The 20,280-nt window shown below is 50.9% G+C and carries 22 protein-coding genes and 1 tRNA gene; 10 read left to right on the forward strand and 13 right to left on the reverse strand.

Features of this window, described 5'->3' with window-relative positions; translation table 11 throughout:
• Positions 1-318: 318 nt before the first annotated feature.
• Positions 319-1,110, forward strand: coding sequence for a sirohydrochlorin chelatase (locus B152_RS0116295; protein ID WP_157231125.1), 792 nt, complete (start codon positions 319-321; stop codon positions 1,108-1,110).
• On the opposite strand, the gene B152_RS0116300 is transcribed toward B152_RS0116295, so the two are convergent.
• The 6 genes from B152_RS0116300 to gstA form a co-directional block, all read right to left on the reverse strand.
• On the reverse strand, positions 1,055-1,591 hold the full coding sequence (locus B152_RS0116300; RefSeq protein WP_020593502.1) for a hypothetical protein: 537 nt from the start codon (positions 1,589-1,591) through the stop codon (positions 1,055-1,057). The two genes, B152_RS0116295 and B152_RS0116300, sit on opposite strands and share 56 nt — an antisense overlap.
• A 77-nt stretch (positions 1,592-1,668) precedes the next feature.
• Positions 1,669-2,400, reverse strand: a complete 732-nt coding sequence (locus tag B152_RS24090) for a Crp/Fnr family transcriptional regulator (RefSeq protein ID WP_020593503.1) — start codon at positions 2,398-2,400, stop codon at positions 1,669-1,671.
• Complete coding sequence (locus B152_RS0116310; RefSeq protein WP_020593504.1) at positions 2,401-3,183, reverse strand: Crp/Fnr family transcriptional regulator; 783 nt, start codon at positions 3,181-3,183, stop codon at positions 2,401-2,403.
• Between the two features lie 174 nt (positions 3,184-3,357).
• Positions 3,358-3,567 (reverse strand): tautomerase family protein, encoded by a 210-nt coding sequence (locus B152_RS0116315; RefSeq protein ID WP_020593505.1) that lies wholly within the window; start codon positions 3,565-3,567, stop codon positions 3,358-3,360.
• A gap of 13 nt (positions 3,568-3,580) precedes the next feature.
• Positions 3,581-3,958 (reverse strand): nuclear transport factor 2 family protein, encoded by a 378-nt coding sequence (locus B152_RS0116320; protein ID WP_020593506.1) that lies wholly within the window; start codon positions 3,956-3,958, stop codon positions 3,581-3,583.
• 76 nt (positions 3,959-4,034) lie between these two features.
• Positions 4,035-4,649, reverse strand: a complete 615-nt coding sequence (gene gstA, locus B152_RS0116325; protein WP_020593507.1) for a glutathione transferase GstA — start codon at positions 4,647-4,649, stop codon at positions 4,035-4,037.
• Between the two features lie 153 nt (positions 4,650-4,802).
• Between gstA and B152_RS0116330 the strand changes: the two genes are divergently transcribed.
• The gene (locus tag B152_RS0116330) at positions 4,803-5,156 is read left to right on the forward strand and encodes a winged helix-turn-helix transcriptional regulator (RefSeq protein WP_020593508.1); all 354 of its coding nucleotides are present in this window, start codon (positions 4,803-4,805) and stop codon (positions 5,154-5,156) included.
• Positions 5,157-5,188: 32 nt separating this feature from the next.
• Here the strand turns inward: B152_RS0116330 and B152_RS0116335 are convergent, their stop codons facing one another.
• The 4 genes from B152_RS0116335 to B152_RS0116350 all read right to left on the reverse strand — a co-directional run bounded on the left by B152_RS0116335 (position 5,189) and on the right by B152_RS0116350 (position 8,005).
• A complete protein-coding gene (locus tag B152_RS0116335; protein WP_020593509.1) occupies positions 5,189-6,304 on the reverse strand; it encodes a THUMP domain-containing class I SAM-dependent RNA methyltransferase in 1,116 nt (371 codons plus the stop codon).
• 104 nt (positions 6,305-6,408) lie between these two features.
• Positions 6,409-6,921 (reverse strand): hypothetical protein, encoded by a 513-nt coding sequence (locus B152_RS0116340; RefSeq protein ID WP_020593510.1) that lies wholly within the window; start codon positions 6,919-6,921, stop codon positions 6,409-6,411.
• 137 nt (positions 6,922-7,058) lie between these two features.
• Positions 7,059-7,149: transfer RNA gene (locus B152_RS0116345), tRNA-Ser, on the reverse strand.
• Between the two features lie 277 nt (positions 7,150-7,426).
• Positions 7,427-8,005, reverse strand: coding sequence for a hypothetical protein (locus B152_RS0116350; protein WP_157231127.1), 579 nt, complete (start codon positions 8,003-8,005; stop codon positions 7,427-7,429).
• Between the two features lie 231 nt (positions 8,006-8,236).
• Here B152_RS0116350 and B152_RS0116355 point away from each other — a divergent pair, with 231 nt between their 5' ends.
• The 3 genes from B152_RS0116355 (at position 8,237) to B152_RS0116365 (ending at position 10,471) form a co-directional block, all read left to right on the forward strand.
• Positions 8,237-8,848 (forward strand): hypothetical protein, encoded by a 612-nt coding sequence (locus B152_RS0116355; RefSeq protein WP_020593512.1) that lies wholly within the window; start codon positions 8,237-8,239, stop codon positions 8,846-8,848.
• Positions 8,826-10,070 carry an amidohydrolase gene (locus B152_RS0116360; RefSeq protein WP_020593513.1) on the forward strand — a complete coding sequence of 415 codons (1,245 nt, stop codon included), beginning with the start codon at positions 8,826-8,828 and terminating at the stop codon, positions 10,068-10,070. The genes B152_RS0116355 and B152_RS0116360 overlap by 23 nt, the downstream gene beginning before the upstream one ends.
• Before the next feature lie 62 nt (positions 10,071-10,132).
• A complete protein-coding gene (locus B152_RS0116365) occupies positions 10,133-10,471 on the forward strand; it encodes a hypothetical protein (RefSeq protein ID WP_157231128.1) in 339 nt (112 codons plus the stop codon).
• A gap of 66 nt (positions 10,472-10,537) precedes the next feature.
• Here B152_RS0116365 and B152_RS0116370 read toward each other — a convergent pair whose 3' ends face one another.
• A complete protein-coding gene (locus tag B152_RS0116370; protein ID WP_020593515.1) occupies positions 10,538-11,683 on the reverse strand; it encodes a trans-sulfuration enzyme family protein in 1,146 nt (381 codons plus the stop codon).
• Between the two features lie 124 nt (positions 11,684-11,807).
• Positions 11,808-13,037: an ROK family transcriptional regulator gene (locus B152_RS0116375; RefSeq protein WP_020593516.1), complete on the reverse strand. Its 1,230-nt coding sequence runs from the start codon at positions 13,035-13,037 to the stop codon at positions 11,808-11,810.
• A 287-nt stretch (positions 13,038-13,324) separates the two neighbouring features.
• On the opposite strand from B152_RS0116375, the gene B152_RS0116380 reads away from it, so the two are divergent.
• The 5 genes from B152_RS0116380 to B152_RS0116400 all read left to right on the forward strand — a co-directional run bounded on the left by B152_RS0116380 (position 13,325) and on the right by B152_RS0116400 (position 18,700).
• Positions 13,325-14,419 carry a substrate-binding domain-containing protein gene (locus B152_RS0116380; protein WP_020593517.1) on the forward strand — a complete coding sequence of 365 codons (1,095 nt, stop codon included), beginning with the start codon at positions 13,325-13,327 and terminating at the stop codon, positions 14,417-14,419.
• Positions 14,420-14,545: 126 nt separating this feature from the next.
• The gene (locus tag B152_RS0116385; RefSeq protein WP_020593518.1) at positions 14,546-15,532 is read left to right on the forward strand and encodes an ABC transporter permease; all 987 of its coding nucleotides are present in this window, start codon (positions 14,546-14,548) and stop codon (positions 15,530-15,532) included.
• A complete protein-coding gene (locus B152_RS0116390; RefSeq protein WP_020593519.1) occupies positions 15,529-16,305 on the forward strand; it encodes an ATP-binding cassette domain-containing protein in 777 nt (258 codons plus the stop codon). Before B152_RS0116385 ends, B152_RS0116390 begins: the two co-directional genes overlap by 4 nt.
• A 14-nt stretch (positions 16,306-16,319) precedes the next feature.
• Positions 16,320-17,945, forward strand: a complete 1,626-nt coding sequence (locus tag B152_RS0116395) for a glycoside hydrolase family 3 protein (protein ID WP_020593520.1) — start codon at positions 16,320-16,322, stop codon at positions 17,943-17,945.
• A gap of 269 nt (positions 17,946-18,214) precedes the next feature.
• Positions 18,215-18,700: a PAS domain-containing protein gene (locus tag B152_RS0116400; protein ID WP_020593521.1), complete on the forward strand. Its 486-nt coding sequence runs from the start codon at positions 18,215-18,217 to the stop codon at positions 18,698-18,700.
• A 124-nt stretch (positions 18,701-18,824) separates the two neighbouring features.
• Here the strand turns inward: B152_RS0116400 and gatB are convergent, their stop codons facing one another.
• A complete protein-coding gene (gatB, locus tag B152_RS0116405; RefSeq protein WP_020593522.1) occupies positions 18,825-20,279 on the reverse strand; it encodes an Asp-tRNA(Asn)/Glu-tRNA(Gln) amidotransferase subunit GatB in 1,455 nt (484 codons plus the stop codon).
• Position 20,280: the final 1 nt, after the last annotated feature.

Genomic DNA, 20,280 nt, shown 5'->3' on the forward strand with positions numbered 1-20,280 from the left:
CCTCCAAAGCGGGTCGATTTTATCCAACACACCTCACTCCCCCGATCAGTCATTGTCTTTGTCACTGTTGGGGACTCCTGACGTGTTGAAAGCAACATCACACGAGCCCGACACCCCTGCTTTGACGATGGTCAATGGGGACTCCTCCCGATTTTTCCTGTAAAGGCCTTGCTCAAATCCCTCCTTGACCAGCGTCATACCTCTAACCGGATGCCTCCCGTTAAAATGATTTTTGCAAAACTCGCGAAGCTAATCGGGAGACTGCGTTATCGAGACGGCAAAAAGAAATCAGGCCGCCTCAGTCAGGAGGAAACAGAAATGTCAGAAGGCAGAACCCTGCTACTTATTGCGCACGGCAACCGACATATCGAACCTGGGGCAGAACCCACCTATCAGTTAGCCAGAAAGCTCGCTGGACATCTGTCAGACTGGACTATTGACTGTCGGTACCTGGTGCGGTCTCCCCACTTGAGTGATGGACCAGAAAGAATATTCAACGGAGAGGTAACCGTTTTCCCAAATCTTTATGCGGACGGGATTTTTCTGCGGCAGCGTTTACCAGCCTGTCTGAACGAATGGCAGAAAAGTAATCTGGTACAATTGCTGCCGCCGGTTTTCAAACTTCCCGGATTGACAGCGCTGATCCGCAGAAAGATCTTGCAGCAGTTGGAGGCTTGTCAGTTCAACTCACTTGATACAGCCGTTATTGTCGTCGGACATGGAGCCTTGCGGGCCCGGACATTTTCAGAACCCGCCGATGCCATGGCGCGGCAACTTCAATGTTTAAGCCCTGATCTTCATGTCATTCCTGCCTTTATCGAGAACACCCCCCGATTTACAGACTGGGCTAAACTGACAAAACGCAAAAACATCATCGTCCTGCCTTTTCTGGCCGGTGGCGGGATTCACACAAAAATCGATATTCCTCAGGCACTCTACAAAACAACAGAAGCAGAGCAGAGATCCCTGCATCTGATGGAAGCAATCGGTGATATGCCTGAACTGACCACCTTGATCGCCGGACTTCTGACCGAAAACTCTCTGCACAAAATGGTCAGGAACCACTTTTCTCAAGCGCAAGAACGATCTGCTCTTCCACTGCAGATATAATCTCGCAACTCCAGCCTCTTTCCTTCAGCAACGGCAGGAAACGATCAGGAAGTGAGGAGAGAATAATGCAGAGCGTATCATCCAGCTCAGAACTGTCGATAAACCGCAAGATTGCAAGGAAATCATCCGGATGATCTATTTTCCGAACATCCATATGCAAAAGACCATCGGTGAAATAAAAATCAGGTTTCCCGCCTGATCCCTTCTCTTCCGACGCGTTATCTTTAAATCTTCCGGGTTTGATAGAGAACAGCCAGCCATGTTGACCAGTGTCGATCCGAACGATATCACATCCCAATTCGGTTAATTTTTGTCGTAATGGCAAGGGATCAAAAGCAGAAGACAGGAGAACCGAAGAATAGGGGCTTTCTCCAAACAGGGCGTCAATAACCTCGTCCAGAGGAATGCGGCTTTCAGCCAGCAGGCTTTCCACTGAAAACTCACAGATATTTTCTCGATGTTGCTCCAGAGACACCGTCATTCCCCCTGATAATTACCATCCCTGTTAAAGGGTTTTCTCTCTTTAAGGGAAATTCTGGTGTTTTTCCTTGAGCATGATCAAGCCGACATCAGGATTTTCTCCTGATCAAAAACATAGCCAAAATCGGCACAGTAACGCCGCAGTTTTTCCGGGTCCTTGATCAGCACCTCGTGTCCTTCACAGACAATACCTGCATCCTCCAACCTGCGTAAGGCCCGGGAAAAGCTTGCCGGATCGATCCCGATATGACCGGCAATCACCTGCTTGCATCGCGGCAGGGCTCCATGCCCTTTCCACTCCCGGCTTTCAAAAATCGCCAGCAGATAGGACGCCACACGTTGGCAGGGAGACAGGCTTTTCAGGATTTTGATTTCCCGAATAAGATACTGTTGCCGTTGAATTAAAGCACTGAGAAGATGAAGCGAGGCTTCTGTATCGGGAATGATTTTTTCTTCAAATATTTTTTTGGGAACCTTGGCCACCACTGTTCCGGGTTGCGCCGTTGCATTAATCGGGAATTTCCCCAAGCCAAGCATGGCAGCTTCGGCAAAACTCTCTTCACGCTCAACAATCCGGACCAAACTCTGGGCGCCTTCGGCTGTCAGCGCAGTGAGATGAACTTCTCCTTCAAGTACCACAAAAAAGCCATCCGCCTCATCCCCCGCCAGAAACAGGATTGTGCTTTCATCAAAAACCGAAACAGATAGCTTGTCAAAAAGCTCCGCGAGCAGCTTTCGGGGCAGCTGGGAAAAGATCACAACCCGCGACAAGATCTGGAGTTCTTTTTGTCCGATCGGTTGATGGCGCATTCACACCTCCCCCAGATCAAGCGGCCCAATGCCAACGGGATAGCCACAGTAATCAACCAGCTTTTCCATATCGTCGACCTCGATCTGGTTTCCCGCCCCCGTTTTGATACCGATTTTGCGCAGCTTGGCAAAAGTTCTCGACAGAGTTTCCGGTGTCATCCCCAGCTTTTCAGCCACAATCCGCTTATCATAGGGCAGTACGATTTTTGCAGTTCCCTCGACCTGTCCGGCAAGCTCGATCAAAAACATGGCCAGACGTTCCGCAGTCGTGCGCATTTTCAAATCGGCAATCTGGCTCATCAGGGAATGCATGTTCACCGACAAACGCCCCATCATCCGAAAAACCAGTTCCGGGTCCTCTGACAGAATTTTTCGCAAAACCTCCCCCGGAATAACCCGCAGTTCCACATCGTCCAGAGCAACGCAGGTAAACTCATACCGTCCTGTATTGGTGGCGGCGGCCTCGCCAAAAGCGCCGCCGGGCCCGACCACATCAATCGTCGAGCTTTTCCCCCCGCAGGCAGAGGCAAGCAACAGGCGGACAAAACCGTCTTCGATCAGAAAAAAATTCTCGGCAGGATCCCCATACTCGACGATTGTTTCTCCCGCCGGATAATTTTCAATCCGGCTCAGAGGCAACAGCAGTTCTTTTTTTTCCGCAGCCAGTTCAAGAAAGGGGGATTTGATCCCCAGATCCTTGTTCTCCCGGGATTTGCTGTTCCCGTCACCATGAACTGCCGTATGGCGGCTTGTCCTGTTTTGTTGCAACCGGTCATAACCCATCCCGGTGACCCTCCTGAAATTGGTTATAACGGGGCATTTTCAGGCAATATACAGTAAAAAACCTCCTGCAAACATGATCTGGATCAAGTAGGCAGGAGGCCAAAAATCTCTTGAGGGGCGTTATTGAGGGGAGCTAAAAGTCCCCTCTTTGAAATGCAGGCTATCGAGTAAGAGTCAGTTCCCGGAAATTTTCTTTCGGTAGTCCTCAACGGGCAGACCGCCTACCCCCCAATGTTCCATTTCCACCTCGTCAATCACCACAAAAGTTGTTGCCGGATTTTTGTTCAGCACTTTTTGCAATAACTCGGTTACGCCTTTAATCAGTTCGGCTTTTTGTGCCTTGGTGGCACCTTCGTTGGTAATTTTGATGTTCACATAAGGCATATGCTGCTCCTCACTATGCAGATTTAAGATCGTAATGGAATACCTTGGCAATAATCTGCCAGCGGTCATCGTGATAGATCAGGGTAAGAAAATCAGTGAAAAATTTGTCGCCAATTGCACAATTTACCGTGGCAAAGGCGGTCTTGTTTCCGGCAAAAGCAATCGAGATAACCTTGTCCTGGCGCGGCTCATTCCTGCTCGCCGGGGATGGTCTCGCGTCAACGATTGGAAAATAGCTCACCATATCAAGCTGAAGCAGATCATCCCCAGAGGCACAGACATAGCGGGCATCAGGATGAAACACCTGTTTGAGCAGATCGGTATCCGAATGATAAAGTCCGTCAAAATAGAGGCCGAGAGTGTTTTCGACCGCCAGATAGAGCGAAGTCATAAAAATTCCTCTTTAATTCACTGGCAAAACGGGTGCTCTACGGGAAAACTGTTCAATAAAGCACCCTATGATGAACCTAGCTTAGCAGACCTTCAGCTCTCAGAGCGGACTGGGTTTTTTCCCGTCCGGCAACACGGGCAACAAAAGCAGCCAGGAAAGGAACGTTATCAAGCTTGATGCCAACAAAGTTGGACCAGTTCGTCACGACAAAAAGATAGGCATCGGCAACACTGAAATTATTACCCAGCAGATAGTCCCGGCCATCCGAGAGAACACTTTCGATATAGGCCATCTTTTTCGCGACGTTAGCTTCTGCTTTTTCTCTGGCTTCTCCTTCCAGTGCATTTCCGGAAAAGAAAGGCCCAAAGGACTTGTGTAGTTCGGACGCCACATAGTTCAAATGTTCCTGAAGACGGGCACGGGCAAGAGTTCCCGCTGCAGGCGCAAGACCCAGATCAGGTTTCTGGTCTGCCAGATATTGCAAGATAGCCGCCCCTTCACTCAACACCTGACCATCAGCAAGTTTGAGAGCCGGAACATAGCCTTTCGGATTAATCTGCAAGAAGTCCTCACCGCTGGCCGTTTTCTTTGTGCCTGTGTCGACCTGTTCGATCTCGAAACCTTCACCCAGCTCGTGCAAGACAATGTGCGAAGCCAGTGAACAGGCACCCGGTTTGTAATAGAGCTTCATCTTTAAACACCTTCAGATAAGTTTGTTGGAAGTAGAGCGTGTCGATGAAGAAAATCTAGGAACGAAAGTTACCTTTGTAAACCATAGAACTATATGATACTTAAGAATGAAGTTTCCATTTGGTAACTAAAAGAAAGTCATCAGGAGAGTTTTATGGCGCTAAAGGTTCGCAAAAATCAGAGTAAGTTACCGCCAGAGCAGTGTCCCTTGACTGAATGCATGTCTGTATTGGGAGGAGCCTGGACGCCCAACCTGATCTGGTATCTTTCCGCAGCACCGCGAAGGTTCAGCGAGCTTCGGGTTGATATGCCCGGGATCTCGGCAAAAATTCTGACAACCCGCCTGCGTGATCTCGAGGCAAAGGGCGTGATCTTTCGCGAAGTAAAACCAACGTCTCCGCCGTCAGTTGAATATTCCCTGACCGAGCTGGGCGCGGAACTGATCCCGGCCATCGCCGCCATTGTCAAGGTCGGTCACAAACTCAAGATGTTACACGGCAAGGAATGAACTGGCTCATCCTGCCTTGTTTCAGGAAAGCATCACTTAAGAGCATCTGTGGAATAGAGGCGGACGTTAAGCCCACCATGAGAAACCGGATCACTCGTCTTACTAAAAGGAAGCCCGGTGGATTTTGCCAAGGGGTCTGCTGTTGTAATCAGACCAACACGCCACCCTGAAAATCGCGTTTTAAGTGCCAGTCCTAGCGCCTGATAAAGTGGTTTGAGGCTTTTGACTTCACCAATTCTTGTACCATAAGGCGGATTGATGATCACCAGTCCCGCTGGTCCTGCAGGAGGGGCAATATTCTTGATCTCCAGCTCCTGAAATTCGGTAAAATTTTCAACCCCTGCCCTTTTGGCGTTTTCGCGGCTCATACGGACAGCACCGGGATCCCGGTCGCTGCCATAAAAACTTACTGTCGGCGTTGTACTGGTTCCCTTCGCCCGCAGTCGCTCCCAGCCTTCCGGCTCAAAACCTGCCAGTTCCTGAAACGCGAAATGTCGTGAGCGGCCAGGTTTGAGGCCTGCTGCTATTTCTGCCGCTTCGATGATAAAGGTACCAGAGCCGCACATGGGATCGACCACAGGCTCAGTCCCATTGTAACCACACTGTCGCAGGAAAAGAGACGCGAGAGTTTCGCGCATTGGTGCCTTGCTCACAGCAACCTTATGGTCACGTTTATGAAGGGTTTCACCAGAACTATCTACACTGATAGTACAGAGATCATCGTGAATACGCACCTTGATAGAAACGCTCGCTTCAGATGAAATAGCTGCTCCAAACTCTTCCTGGATGGCACGCTCAATGCGTTGGGCTGCAGCCCCCTTGTGATAGATCCGTGACGCCTTGCAAGACACCTCAACCCGAACGGCGACATCCTTGCGAAGAGTTTCTCCCCAGGGGAATTTACGGGCGCGCTTGTCCAACTGAGCAAGATGCATTGCCCTGAAAGCACCAAGACGCACCAGGACCCTGCTGGCCCCGCGCAGCTCCAGGTTGGCCCGCCAGACATCACGCCAATCCCCGGCAATCGTCACACCACCGTTCACGACAACAGGCTCGCGAAAGCCTTTCTCGGCCGCCTCTTCGCAAAGGACAGCCTCCAGGCCCGGAACGCTTACAAGGAAAATTTCGAGTTTATCATCTGTGTTCATCCCGGTTCCTTATCGCGAAAGCGCAGAATTGTCGATAGCTCTTGTTCACGTAACCGCTGTCCAACCCCACCTCCACAGAAAAATTGACACCCAAATGCCAACCTTCAGAGTTTTTTCAGCAGTTTTCTCGCGCGCGCCTGGGACGATTTCGCCCCACTGTCCATCATTTGCTGCAACAGTTTCTTGAGTTCAGCTAGAAGCGTCCTGTCCAGCCGGGAAAAATCGTAAAGAGCCTGAAGTGCACAGGTTCGGACAATTGCGCTCTTATGTCCAAGGTTCCCCCTTACCAGATTAAGTACGGCTTCCTGCTCCCCCTTTGTCCAGTGCAGAAGTGGCAAGATTTTCATAAGCTGCTCCTGAATTTCCCACTGATCCACGAGACAGGTTTCAGCAAGAAGCCTTTTCCGATAGGGCTGTATAAGGTCTGGCTGCTCAAGGGCGATTTGCATCAGGGCATGGGCCGCATGCGAACACACCGTAGTATCTCCTGCCTTCAGACAACCCAGAAGCTCACTCAACAATTCAGGTTCGGCGCGAACCAGAAAGGCCACTTCACTCGCCCGCCCGATCGCCTTTCGATCGCCGACAGCCAGAAGCTCACGCAGTTGCTGCGCCAAAGGTCTCCCCCATCACAATCCTGTAGATCCGAATAATAAGGGAAGAATAGCTGAATCGGTAAAATTTTGACAAATATTTCGGGCCGAATGACGAGGCACCGATATATTACTGGCAAATTATTTTCAGGAAGGGGAAGTGGCGGAGAGTGAGGGATTCGAACCCTCGATACCGGATTAGGGTATACTCCCTTAGCAGGGGAGCGCCTTCAGCCACTCGGCCAACTCTCCGCAATGTGCGAACGGCGGAATTACTAAGGTTTTCTGGGATATCTGTAAAGGGTAAAAAAATAAAAAAAACCCGCCAAACGACCAACAACGCAGGAATCTCCCTTTTTCCCAATACAAATCCTATTGGTTTTTACATCTCCCCTGTCTAATTGTTACCATCAGACACTGAGAATCGACGTTCCCTTGGAAAGATACACACAGACTAGGTCATCCCCATATAATGCATTGTAAAAATGATCATCGCCCCTCCTGGAATAGGCACCACAACAATGCCAAGCTACCCCCTGAGATTAAACAGCCTCTGGAATTCCTGATAAAGATCAAATGACTTCAAGAGACATTGTAATGACCCCTTGATTTGTCCCTGGTTTTTAAAAGCGACCAGCTCGTTGCCTGTAATATTCCTGCCCTGGCTCATTTTGCTCATGATACTCCGCACCTCAGGATCAATCTCGGACCACTTTTCCCGCACATTACAGGCACAGGCCGCGGCACTTTCTTCGCCTGTTATCCCTTTCAGACGCCTCTCAAGGCTTTCAATAGCATTGCGATGTCTGGTCAACTGACTATGCATCTCTATCTCGCTGCGTAACAAAGAAATTTTAGAGATAACCTCTTCGTTATCCTGAATATTACTCAGGCAGATCTGATAGGGGATAGCCTGCCCTTCCTGGTAAAAAAGAGCTTCGTCTTCTTTCAATAACTGCAGAGTTTCTGCAGAGAATTTGCTAAAATCAGGCCTCGTTACCTCCGCAACAAGCTTTGAGACCTCTCTGCTGACAGCCTGCTGATTATCCGGCGTGGTTTTACAGCCTGAAAGAACCAAAAAAAGAGCAATTACATAAAAAAAGCGCATTAAAATCCCTTTAATCATACCTGTTGAAAGGCCCACTTGAACCAAAAGCATCTGACGTCCTGTATCTTTTGAGCGTATTACCCGGAGAGGTCCATAACACTTCAACAACCCGGGGTCACGTTGAACGGCCCCCTTTGATGAGCCCGCATCAAAGCTTGTTCTTCCCATGTTCCGTCTCTTTCGGTAAGCTTTTCTTTATCACTGGGGACTAAACAGCTTCGGAAAAGAAACATGTCTGTACGCTTCTTCGCCTTTGTGTTTCTGCTGCTTGCGGTTTCAGGCTGTGCCCAGACAGGCAAAACAGTCCAGCAAAACAAATACGAAAAGTCCCTTGTCCTGATTGAGCGCATCATTACGCCCGGCTTTATCGATACTGCCCTCGCTCAGTCGATGGAGAACTATAGAAAGGAATACAGCTTCTCGTCGGAACGCCTGTCTGATGAAACACTTGATAAACTTACCGCCGTACTCAGCCGGGAGATCCATAAAACCCGCCGGGATCTCGTTGTTCAGCTCGCGACTGTTTTCACACAGGAATTCACCACAGCAGAGATCAATGCCCTCCACAGCATTGAGGACTTTGACCTGCTCGGCAGAGCTCTCGCCAAACTTCAGGAGCATGAGAACAGTGCCGATGCTTTTGCCCATCTGACGCCAGAAGAATACGATGCACTTTTATCCCTTAAGGATCCAAAAGCACTAGCCGACGCAGCCGGGAAAGTTGACAAAATTATCGCCAGAGCCGACAAGATCAGCAATGATTACGTTCAGGACATACTCCTCCGTTCACTTCCCGAGATTTTCCAGATCCTGCAGGACAATGAAACGCTGGTTGGTGCCTGAGTTCTGCCAGGCCTGTGTGTTATTTCCCCTGTCCTGCCCTTTCCCCTCCAAAGAGACTTCCATTATGCTGCTGGATAACGATACACACGCCAAACTCGTTTCACTGCGACAGGAGTTGCATCGCCACCCTGAACTGTCGGGCTGCGAGCAAAAAACCAGCGACCGTATAGCAGCATTTCTGGAAGACTACACCCCGGACGAACTCCACCGCAATTTAGGCGGTTATGGGTTGGCAGCCGTCTACAAGGGCAAATCTCCGGGTCCCTGTGTTCTGATCCGTTGTGAACTGGATGCCCTGCCTATTGAAGAACTGGGCACAGCCCCTTACAGGTCAGAAATACCCGGCAAGGGACATCTCTGTGGCCACGATGGACATATGACGATTGTTGCCGGGCTCGCCATGTTGCTCCAGCGTACGCGCCCTGCCAGGGGACGGGTCATTCTGCTTTTCCAACCTGCAGAGGAAACCGGAGCCGGGGCAAAGGCCGTTATAGAAGACCCTGCCTTCGCCATACTTAAACCGGATTACGCTTTTGCACTTCACAACCTGCCGGGCATGGCACTGCACCATGTCGGCCTCAAACCCGGTGCCTTCAACTGCGCCTCGCAAGGCCTCTGGATCACCTTGAATGGCAAAACCTCCCACGCCTCCAATCCCGAAGATGGCCGAAGCCCGGCTCTGGCAATGTGTGAGTTGATCACGGCCTTTGCACAGTTGCCACAGGACCGCGATTTTGACAGAGAATTCGCCCTGGTCACCGTCGTCCATGCCCGTCTGGGCGAAGAGGCCTTCGGCATTGCCCCCGGTTTTGCCAAACTGATGGTTACCCTGCGCAGTGAAAACGATCAGGTCATGGGCTTGTTACAGGAAAAATCTGAAGAACTGGTCAAGCAGATCGGGCAACGCCACAATCTTGAAACGGCCCTTGGTTACGAAGATATCTTTACCGCTTCGACCAACAATCCGGATGCCAGTGAGCAGCTTCTGAAGGCTTTCAAGGCCGAAGAAATCACCCTTCATACCATGACCGCCCCCATGCGCTGGTCAGAGGACTTTGGCCAGTTTGGTCACATCAGTAAAAGTGCAATGTTCACTCTGGGATCAGGCCTTTCCCAACCCCAGCTGCACAATCCGGATTTTGATTTCCCCGACGACCTTATCGAAACCGGCACCCGGATTTTCCATCGGGTAATCCGCAACATTCTTGGCCCAAGCAACTAGACACGAAACTTGATTTCAGGCAGAAATATTCTCCTTTAAGCTGTAATTCTATGGAGGTTATTTTGAACAGGCATCAAAATGCTGTTTTCATCTGCCTGGGAAGTGCTTTGGCAACAGGGCTATTTTCTGCCCTTGCGACGGCTGCAGGATTCATTCGTTGGTCCCAAGCCAGCGGAAACGACTATTCCGAAGACTTCTGGGCAATCGTTCAGAAAATGGGAATTTCTGATGGACTGGTCATGGCAGGCATCACTGCCACTGTGGCGTTGATCCTATATTTTCTGCTTGCCCGGTTCTGCTCTGACAGCCAGAAAGCCACCAAAGTTCTGGGCTGGATCATCATACCGCTCGCCACCATTTATTGCATTTTGAACTATTCCAGCTTTTCAGCCTACCTCTAGTCAAAGCTTTCTAATCATCAAAGAAACCGGGCTGGTTGAGAAATCCTTAAGCCCGGTTTTTTCTGATCAGCCCTTGATCGCCTGTTCCAGATCCTCGATCAGATCCTGTACCGCTTCAATACCGATTGAAAACCGCAGGAGATCATCCGGAACAGGACTGCTCTCGCCTTCAACCAGCGCCCTGTGTTCAACCAGGCTCTCAACACCGCCCAGGGATGTCGCCCGGACAAAATGCCTGAGCCGTCCCATAATCAGGGCCGTCTGCTCGCGTCCGCCATCAAAACGGATCGATAGCATCCCACCAAAACCACCGGACATCTGTCTGGCGGCGGTTTCGTGATTGGGGTGGGAAACCAGACCTGGATAGAGAACCTCCAACACCCCGGGATAGTCTGCAAAATGCCGGGCAATCTCCAGTGCATTCTGGCAGGCACGTTCGACACGAACATGCATGGTCCGCATCCCCCGCAACAAAAGCCAGCTTTCGAAAGGTCCCAAAATCCCCCCTTGCTGAGCTCGGATCTTGCACAGCCTTTCCCAGCGCAGGTCCTGCTTGGCTGTGATTACAGCACCAGCCACCACATCGCTGTGGCCATTGAGGTATTTTGTCGCCGAATGGAACACATAATCCGCCCCCAACTCAAGCGGGCGGGTCAGGAGCGGCGTAGAGACGGTGGAATCAGCAACCAGTTGGGCTCCAACGGAGTGTGCCAACTCCGCAGCTTTGGCAATATCCACAACCTCCCAGGTCGGGTTGGCTGGGGTTTCAATCCAGAGCAGATGCGTCGGCGCAGCCCGTACCACCTGCGCCATATCGACTTCGTCGCAAGGGTCATAGAAAGCAAGCTCGATCCCCCAATCCTGACAAAAGGAAATCAGCCAGGCACGCAGAGACCAGTACATCACCTTTGGGGCAACAATCCGTTCACCCGGACGCAGCGTCTGGACCAACGCTGTCGCAGCAGCCATACCAGAGGCAAAAAGCTTGCAGGCTTCACCACTTTCAAGCTCACAGATCACAGCTTCTGCCATTTCGGCATTTACGCTCTGGTCACGGGCATAGATCCGGTTGGTATCGTATAACGCCCCTTCTTCGTCCCGGGCAAAGGTTGTGGAAGGCTGTATCGGGGGAACGACAGAACCAGTTGCTTTGTCCAGATAGTGCCCCGCCTGCGCCAGAAGTGTTTCGGCGTTGTTCTTTTTGCCCATCATTCCTGTTATCCTGTCTCAAGGTCGATTGTTGTCAGGATCTTAAGCGGGAATAGTCTGCTTGCAAATCTCTTTTCCAGGTTTGGCTCAAAACAAATTGCCCTGCAGGAAAAAGTTATACCAGCTCTTACTTGATCGAAGAAGACAGGCCTTCGATCAAGGCCGATAACCGGGCATAAGGATCGCCAAAACATTCCCCCTTACGGTAAGTATCGTCCTCCGAACCAAAGGCAGCAAACACCGGCAGGGTCGCAGCTCCCTTCTGAACCATCTGTTCAGCTTTTGGTGAACGAACCAGTCGAGGAATTTCCCGTTCTCCCTTTTCACTAACCGATCTCATAAAGGGGCGAAGATGTCGAATAACCGCTTCCAGAAACCACTCTGGCGCATCTCCGCCAAGAATGATTGTCTCGGGGTCATACAAGTTCTCAAGTGCGTTAACCCCGATCCTAAGATATTCGGCATTTGCCCCCAGCCACGCCAGAATAGTCGGATCATCAACAGTACAGTCTTTAAAAATATCCTCCCCCGAACGTCCCCTTGCCTCGAGATGGCGGGAAAGCGTCCCAAGAGAAACATACCCGTTCAAACAGCCAGGATTACCACAAGCACAAAGAGGCCCCTTAATGTTGACAACCAGATGACCAATAGATCCGGATCGACCAGACCGACCACCATAGATTTTGCCATCAGCCATCAATCCTGCGCTTATTTCCTGACCAATAAACAGATAGATGAAATTCTGGAAATCACGAGCGCTTCCTTGCAGAAACTCCGCAAGTGCGGCGGCGGCGGCCGCCGTTTCCAACATTACCGGTAGATGCAGTTCTTCACTAAGGGAACGGGCAACTGTCTGGGGAAAAATTTGAGGCCCCTCGTCTTCTCCCGCAAAATCACTGGGTTCTGCCATTATCAGACCGATACCCACAATCCGGCGAATATCCGTTCCCGCAGGCCGGATCAGATCGAGGCAAAGACACTCCAGCAGGCTTACCAGCTCGACTTCGGTGGGTTCCTGAAAAGGAAGAACACGCGTTTCAAGAACATCTCCAGCAAGATCACAGAGAGAAGCCTCGATTTTGCTCCTTCCGACCCTCACTCCGATGCTGAAAGCACCTTTGGCACTAAACCCCAGAAGCCGGGATGGCTTTCCTGCACCGCTTTTTTTCAGACCCAGTTCTTCCAATAAACCGACAGCGATCAGATCATTGGTCAGATTGGAAATCGTCTGCCGGGTCAGCCCGGTATTTTTGGCAATATCCGCACGTGAAATAGCATCACCAGACCTAATCTGACTCAAGACCAGGCGCAGGTTCTGCGCCTTGGTCTGTTCCAGATTGGTTCCTCTACGCGCCATCATTATCGCCTTTTTTAAAAACAAACCCGCCGGGGCATCCTATTTACGCCCTGTCAGCGGGGAACCTTAACCTTATTCATCCCCCCCAAAAAGCACAGGGAAAAAGCATTGGGGAAGATCTTTTGTCTGGCAACACCAGATTGCCAATCCCTCAAATAACTGACCTTTAATTTATTATATATTTGATATTAAAGAAAATAATTTAGTTTGTAAAAATATTTGACAAATAATATTTTTTTCACAAAACTATATGAAAATCACAATAATAAACGAACAGGAAGCTTGAGATGCCAAAACCTAGGACCACAAGATCACTTCTCGCCACCTCCCTTTTCATTGGGCTCTTTTCCTCTGCTTCAGCAGGTCCCCTTCAGGACGTAGATCTGACCAAAGCACCGGTTGGACCAAATGGGAACCCGGCTGTTTCCGCCAGCGAAATAACACTCAGCCCCGATGAGATTGCACAACTTAAAACCCAAAACTACAAGGCAGCCCTGGTTTGGCACGCATCCGGCGACTGGGTGAATGCTGTTACCGCCGGGGCAAAATCAAAATTCGAGGAACTGGGAATAGAAGTCGTCGCAACGACAGATGCCCAGTTTGACTCCGCCCGTCAGGCCAGCGACGTAGAAAACGTACTCGCCTTGACACCAGACATTATTCTGACACTTGTGGTCGATCCGGTGAGCGGTGCTGCAACCTTCCAGCCCGCAATTGACAAAGGAACCAAGCTGGTTCTGCTGTCCAACCCGATTTCCGGTTATCAGGCCAATGACCAATACACTGGCATTGTCACAGATGACATGTATGGCATGGGCTCTGCAGCGGCCGAGATGATGAGCGACGCGCTCGGCGGCAAGGGATCCATAGGGTTCATCTATCATGATGCCGATTATTTCATCACCAACAACCGGGACAATGCCTTCCGTTCGGCAATAAAGGAAAAGCACAGCGGTCTGGAAATTGTGGCTGAAAAGGGCTTTACCGAAGAAGGTCAGACCTTTGAGCTTACTTCGGCAATGGTCCTGCAAAATCCTGATATTAGCGGTATCTATGTTGCCTGGGATGTTGCCGCGGAAGGTGTTATCGGGGCATTACGTGCCCAGGGTCGTCAGGACATCAAGGTTATCACCCATGATCTGGGGCAGAATAATGCTCTGGATATGATCAAGGGTGGCAGCATGTACGGAACCATCGCAGACCGCCCCTTTGAAATCGGTCAGGCCATGGCTTCTCTCGGCGCTTATGGCCTGCTTGGTAAAGAATCTCCCGCCTTCTCCGTTGTTGGATTTGATAAGGTTGTGAAAGAAAACATCGCAAAAACCTGGGAAAAATCCCTGCACCGACCTCTGCCGGCAAAGCTTGAAGAAGCCCTGAACTAGGTTATCCTCCGGGGAGCTGGTTAGGCTTGACCAGACCAGCTCCCTTTTTTTTGTAAAAACGCCCTGATAGCTTTCCAGCTTTTGCCAATCAGCCGCGGCAAAAGGTACACCCCCGGATAAAACAAGATGACCAGCCTCACCAACGCCATTGATGGACAACTGCCCTTTCTGCGCAGGATTTTTCGCAGAATTTTTCAACGTGAGTATTTCGTGTACTACGCCCTGATCGCGGTTGTGTTGTTCTTTTCTGCTGTTCTCGCAGACACCGCCTTCTTTTCCCTCGCCAATTTCATGAATATCATCCGGCAGACCACACCGATTACGCTCATGGCGATCGGTATGACCTTCGCACTGGCTGTCGGGCACATCGATCTGTCTGTCGGCTCGGTCGTCGCTCTTTCCGCTTTGGTCTGCGCCCTGGTTCTGGATATTACCTATTGGCCAATCGCCGTTGCCGCAGGCCTCGCCGTTGGCATTTTGACCGGACTTGTAAACAGTATTCTTACAGAATGGCTGAGGGTTTCCTCTCTGCTTGTAACCCTGGGAACCATGGGAATTGTCGCCGGACTTGCAAGAGTCCTCACCAACCTTGAATCCATTCCCATTACCAACGACACCTTTACCACCATCTTTGGCTCCGGCAGTTTTGCATCAATCTCGGTCATGTTTGTCTGGACCGCCATTGCCCTGATCATAGGGTGGATCGCCCTGTCCAAAACCCGTTTCGGGGCTCATCTACTTGCTGTTGGCGGCAACCCCAGTGCAGCTCGTGCCTTTGGGATCAATGTCATCAAGGTTCGCATGACGGCCATGATTATCGCAGGGACAACAGCCTCAATAGCAGGTCTGCTCTATGCCGGCAGGTTGCATGGTGCACGCTACAGCCTCGGAGAAGCCGATCTTCTGACGGTTATTGCCGCTGTTGCTATCGGCGGCACCAGTCTCTTCGGGGGGCGTGCATCCGTCACAGGGGCAGTGGTTGGCTCCTGGTTGATGGGAATTATCAATAATGGCTTGATCCTTTGGGGCTTTTCGACCAACGAACAAATCATTGCCCGTGGGCTTATCCTGATCGTCGCCGTAGCAATCGGTGTAAAGGAGGATCGCAAATGACACCCCGCTTTCACGTTCCAGATACAGCCCTCGAGATTCGTGAAGTTCATAAATCTTTCGGTGGTGTACACGCCTTGCGCGGCGTGAATTTCTCAATCACCCAGGGAGAGGTCGTCGGTCTTCTCGGCGACAATGGCGCGGGTAAATCAACCCTCGTCCGCTGTATTTCCGGGGTGCACCCCGCCGATCAGGGCCAAATCCTGATCAAGGGCAAGGAAGTCAACATTCACAGCCCACATGACGCCCGGTCTCACGGGATTGAAACCGTATTTCAGGATCTGGCCGTTATTCCAAACTTTGATGTTGTCCGTAACCTTTTTCTCAACCGGGAGATCCTCTCCTCCAATCCTCTCCTGCGTCTGCTTGGATGGCTCGATCACAAGGAGATGAAAAAACAAAGCGAAATTGCCCTCCGGCGATTGAACTCGCGGATACCCTCCATCGACGAAGAGATCCGCAATCTCTCCGGCGGCCAGCGTCAGGCGGTCTCAATCGCCCGGGCGGTCAACTGGGGCGCCGATCTGGTTATAATGGACGAGCCAACAGCTGCTTTGGGTGTCGAACAATCCGCCCAGGTAAACAAGCTGATCAAACTGATCAGTTCCCAAGGTGTTTCGGTGCTGCTCATCAGTCATAACATCCAGCATGTGATGGAGGTCTGTAACCGCGCCGTTGTCCTGCGCCATGGCCGTATTGCAGCAAATGTCGCGATTGAAGAGATCACCCCCGATGACCTTGTCGGCTTGATCACCGGTGCCAAACAGGCTGCCTGAAAGGAGCAGAAGAGATGAAAAAACAAGATTCACAAGAACAGATCCACTCCCTGATCAGCTCCCTCACTCTCGAGCAAAAAATCGGGCAACTCTTTATGCTCGCCTTTACAGGCAAGGATCTCGACTATCCGACACGCCTGGTCAAAAACCGTTTTATCAACGGCTTTTATCTCTCCCAAGACAATGCCGAAACCCTTGCAGAAGCAAAAGAGTTAACCCATCGCCTCCAAGCTGCCGCAAACCAAACCGGAATTGATCTGCCTCTGATCTTTGCAACGGATCAGGAAGGTGCCTGGGGTGTCCTGGTCCCGGAAACCGTCACTGGCCCGGGCAACCTTGCCCTCGGCTCTGCCAATGATCCCCGATTAACCACCGAGATCTATGGTATCTATGCCCGGGAAATTATGGCTGCAGGCTACAATGTCATTTTGTCTCCCTGCGCTGATATCAACAGTAATCCGGACAACCCCATTATCGGTACACGAGCTTTTGGTGACAGTGTCGAACTGGTTTCCAGACACGTTCAGGCGGCTGTAAAAGGTGCCCTTCAAAACAGGATTGCCTGCTGTGGCAAGCATTTTCCCGGCCATGGTGACACAGGGCTCGACAGCCACCGTACCCTTCCCGTTGTTGATCGAAGCCTTGAGCATCTTCTGGAACAGGATCTTGCCCCCTTCCAGGCGGCTATTGATTCCGGTGTGCCAATGATGATGACGTCACACATCATCTTTCCGCAGATTGACCCTGATAATCCCGCAACCCTCTCCCACAAGATCATGACCGGACTGCTTCGGGACCGGATGGGCTTTGACGGTGTTATCGTCACAGACAGCATGAACATGTGGGGCATGCGGAAAAACTACAGCCCGGCCGAAGCCGCTGTTCAGGCCCTGATCGCCGGTTGCGATATCATCATGCTTTCAGAAGAACATTATGAAAACAGTCTGGGTGACTACGAAGCCAAACAGGCTGCAACCATCGACGGGGTTATTGCTGCTGTGAAAGAAGGTCGCCTGGCGCTTGAGCGTGTAGAGCAATCGCTCGCCAGGATTTACACGTTCAAACTGAAGCTCCACAAGAACATCTCTGATTTCGTTCAGCTATCGCCTCGGGTGAGCACCACAGAACATCAAAATACGGCTGCTTTGGCTGCAGAAAAGGCCATCAAAGTACTCCGGGATGACCAGTCGTTGCTCCCCCTTCAGGGAAAACTTATCCTCGCAGGAATAAGCAGCGACGATGCCAGCAACATGGTTGCGGCAACAAGAGGCATTGGACCGAATGAGCCGCGCCCCGCTTTCGATGTTTTCCGCGAAGTTTTCTGTAAACTCCATCCGGATGCAGAAGTACTATCCCCGGAGCAGCTCGCAAGACTCTGCATGGGAGAAGAGACCATTCCAGTTGATGTAACCCTGGTTGCTGTCACCGAAGATTACCCGTTGCCCGGTCTGGATTATGACACCGAAGCCCAGAAGGATCTGATACAGCAACTTGTCAAAATAACTGCCGGACGTCTTGTGGTCATGGCGTTGCGGAGCGACTATGAACTTCGGCACTTTGATGGCCTCAGCACCTATGTTTGTGCCTATTCCAGTCGTGCCTGTTCTGCCAAAGCACTTGCAGAATTTAACGTTGAATAAAAATACTGCTGCGAATTCAGAAAGAACAGAGTTTGGTTCTTTCTGAATTCGCCCCTTCATCCCTTTTGACGACCGGGTGTTTAATAAGAAAATACCCTTGTCGTTGTTAGCGACCAGTATCTTCTTTCCGGATTCACCTCTATCTCAAGTCCTGCCAGTTTTTGATAAAAACAGTCAAAAAATTTAAGTAAATAATAACGCCTCCCCCCTAAACTACACGCAGATGTAAGGCTCGTCCCCTTAATCTTCGCCACAGAAGAAGCATAAGCGTGCAACAGAACCAGTACGAATTCGTAGAATACTACCCCGTCTCCAGCGAGGAGTTACTCGTCGGGACGTGCAATAAGTTATTGCTCCGATGGTGGCTGTCTTTTGCACCCGAGATACCCAAAAAAACAGACTTTGATATCCTCGATCACATTTCTATCGCCCCTGACATATTTCTCATAAAGTGTCTGGACGAAAACTCTTTTCAGTTCAGAGTACACGGTGAAAATGCAAATTCTATTTTCAGAGATGAGACCGGGCGAATAATCACAACTGATGGCCCCTCGACGACCGAAAAGCAAATCGAGGAACTTCGGCTTGCTCATTATTATCAGAAGATAATGAGGGAGCCGGCCTGCATGAAAAACCTTGGAAATCTTCATTGTCAGGACAGGAAATATACCAAATATGAATCCCTTGATTGCCCGCTTTTAGATGAAGACAAGAAGGTCAGCTACATCATCGGCACCATCATGCCCATCCTCTAGAGGCCCATAATAAACATCACTCCTGTTCTCCAAATTCCTGCCATAGGCAATAGATCCAGAAATCAGTGAGCAACAAAAAAGGGAGCCGAAGCCCCCCTTTTCTGATCAGGAAATAAAGAGGGCTTTATTCAGCCAGCTTCTTTTTCAACAATTCATTGACCATACCCGGGTTGGCCTTGCCACCAGTCGCTTTCATGGTCTGTCCGACAAACCAGCCGATCAGCCTTTCATTACCACCTTTGTAGCCTTCGACCTGGCCGGGATTGTTGGCGATGATCTCGTCAATCGCTGCTTCAATCGCACTGGTATCCGTGATCTGCTTCAGGCCTTTTTCCTCAACGATGACATCGGCATCCTTGCCGCTTTCCCACATTGCCTCAAACACTTCCTTGGCAATACGACCGGAAATCGTGTCATCGGAAATCAGACCGATCAGACCGCCAAGCTGTTTGGCAGAAACCGGGCTGTTTTCCAGAGAAAGTCCGCTTTTGTTCAGCGCACCAAAATAGTCACCCATCACCCAGTTCGCTGCCAGTTTGGCATCCCGCCCCTCGGCAACAGCTTCATAAAAAGCCGCACGATCGCGATCTGTGACCAGAATACCCGCATCATAGGCCGAAAGACCAAAATCCTTAATAAAGCGGGCTTTCTTTTCATCTGGCAGCTCGGGGATCGTTTTTTTGATTTCCTCGACCCAGGCCGGGTCCAGAACCAGCGGCAGCAGATCCGGATCGGGGAAATAGCGGTAGTCATGCGCTTCTTCCTTGCTGCGCATGGACCGGGTCGTTCCTGTGCTCGGATCAAACAGACGGGTTTCCTGAACGATTTTTCCGCCGTCTTCAATGACCTTGATCTGGCGCTTGGCTTCAAATTCAATCGACTGCTGCACAAAGCGGATCGAGTTGACGTTTTTGGTTTCGGTACGAGTGCCCAGCTCTTCGCCGGGTTTACGAACAGAAACGTTCACATCGGCGCGCATGGAGCCTTCGTCCATGTTACCGTCACAGGTACCGAGATAACGCAGGATAGATCGCAGCTTGCGCAGATAAGCACCGGCCTCTTCAGGCGACCTCAGGTCCGGGCGAGACACGATTTCCATCAGCGCCACACCGGACCGGTTCAGGTCGATATAGGACTGGGTCGGGTGCTGGTCATGGATCGATTTCCCTGCATCCTGCTCCAGATGCATGCGCTCAATCCCGACATCGCGGGTCTCCCCGCCATCCAGATCCAGCGTCAGCACGCCTTCGCCAACAATTGGTTCGAGAAACTGGGAAATCTGATAACCCTGCGGCAAGTCAGCATAGAAGTAGTTCTTGCGCTCGAAAACAGACTTCATGTTGATTTTCGCACGCAGGCCAAGCCCGGTACGGACGCCCTGGGCAACCACTTCCTTGTTCAGGACAGGCAGCATGCCCGGCATGGCCGCATCCACCAGAGACACCTGATAGTTTGGCTCGGCGCCAAAGGCTGTTGCCGCACCGGAAAAAAGTTTGGAGTTCGAAATCACCTGGGCATGAACCTCAAGCCCGATAACCACTTCCCAATCGCCGGTATTCCCTTTAATGCGATAGCTCATC

This window comes from Kiloniella laminariae DSM 19542 (assembly GCF_000374005.1).
Taxonomy (GTDB): Bacteria; Pseudomonadota; Alphaproteobacteria; order Kiloniellales; family Kiloniellaceae; genus Kiloniella; species Kiloniella laminariae.

Bases quoted from the DNA above. Each gene is read 5' to 3' on its own strand.
- B152_RS0116360 (WP_020593513.1), top strand. From the start codon at position 8,826: ATGAAACGCTGGTTGGTGCCTGAGTTCTGCCAGGCCTGTGTGTTATTT.
- B152_RS0116370 (WP_020593515.1), bottom strand. From the start codon at position 11,683: ATGATGGGCAAAAAGAACAACGCCGAAACACTTCTGGCGCAGGCGGGG.
- B152_RS0116395 (WP_020593520.1), top strand. From the start codon at position 16,320: ATGAAAAAACAAGATTCACAAGAACAGATCCACTCCCTGATCAGCTCC.
- B152_RS0116375 (WP_020593516.1), bottom strand. From the start codon at position 13,037: ATGGCGCGTAGAGGAACCAATCTGGAACAGACCAAGGCGCAGAACCTG.
- B152_RS0116320 (WP_020593506.1), bottom strand. From the start codon at position 3,958: ATGACTTCGCTCTATCTGGCGGTCGAAAACACTCTCGGCCTCTATTTT.
- B152_RS0116355 (WP_020593512.1), top strand. From the start codon at position 8,237: ATGTCTGTACGCTTCTTCGCCTTTGTGTTTCTGCTGCTTGCGGTTTCA.
- B152_RS0116330 (WP_020593508.1), top strand. From the start codon at position 4,803: ATGGCGCTAAAGGTTCGCAAAAATCAGAGTAAGTTACCGCCAGAGCAG.
- B152_RS0116380 (WP_020593517.1), top strand. From the start codon at position 13,325: ATGCCAAAACCTAGGACCACAAGATCACTTCTCGCCACCTCCCTTTTC.
- B152_RS0116350 (WP_157231127.1), bottom strand. From the start codon at position 8,005: ATGCGCTTTTTTTATGTAATTGCTCTTTTTTTGGTTCTTTCAGGCTGT.
- B152_RS0116315 (WP_020593505.1), bottom strand. From the start codon at position 3,567: ATGCCTTATGTGAACATCAAAATTACCAACGAAGGTGCCACCAAGGCA.
- B152_RS0116310 (WP_020593504.1), bottom strand. From the start codon at position 3,183: ATGGGTTATGACCGGTTGCAACAAAACAGGACAAGCCGCCATACGGCA.
- B152_RS0116300 (WP_020593502.1), bottom strand. From the start codon at position 1,591: ATGACGGTGTCTCTGGAGCAACATCGAGAAAATATCTGTGAGTTTTCA.
- B152_RS0116335 (WP_020593509.1), bottom strand. From the start codon at position 6,304: ATGAACACAGATGATAAACTCGAAATTTTCCTTGTAAGCGTTCCGGGC.
- B152_RS0116390 (WP_020593519.1), top strand. From the start codon at position 15,529: ATGACACCCCGCTTTCACGTTCCAGATACAGCCCTCGAGATTCGTGAA.
- B152_RS0116385 (WP_020593518.1), top strand. From the start codon at position 14,546: ATGACCAGCCTCACCAACGCCATTGATGGACAACTGCCCTTTCTGCGC.
- B152_RS0116295 (WP_157231125.1), top strand. From the start codon at position 319: ATGTCAGAAGGCAGAACCCTGCTACTTATTGCGCACGGCAACCGACAT.
- B152_RS24090 (WP_020593503.1), bottom strand. From the start codon at position 2,400: ATGCGCCATCAACCGATCGGACAAAAAGAACTCCAGATCTTGTCGCGG.
- gatB (WP_020593522.1), bottom strand. From the start codon at position 20,279: ATGAGCTATCGCATTAAAGGGAATACCGGCGATTGGGAAGTGGTTATC.
- gstA (WP_020593507.1), bottom strand. From the start codon at position 4,649: ATGAAGCTCTATTACAAACCGGGTGCCTGTTCACTGGCTTCGCACATT.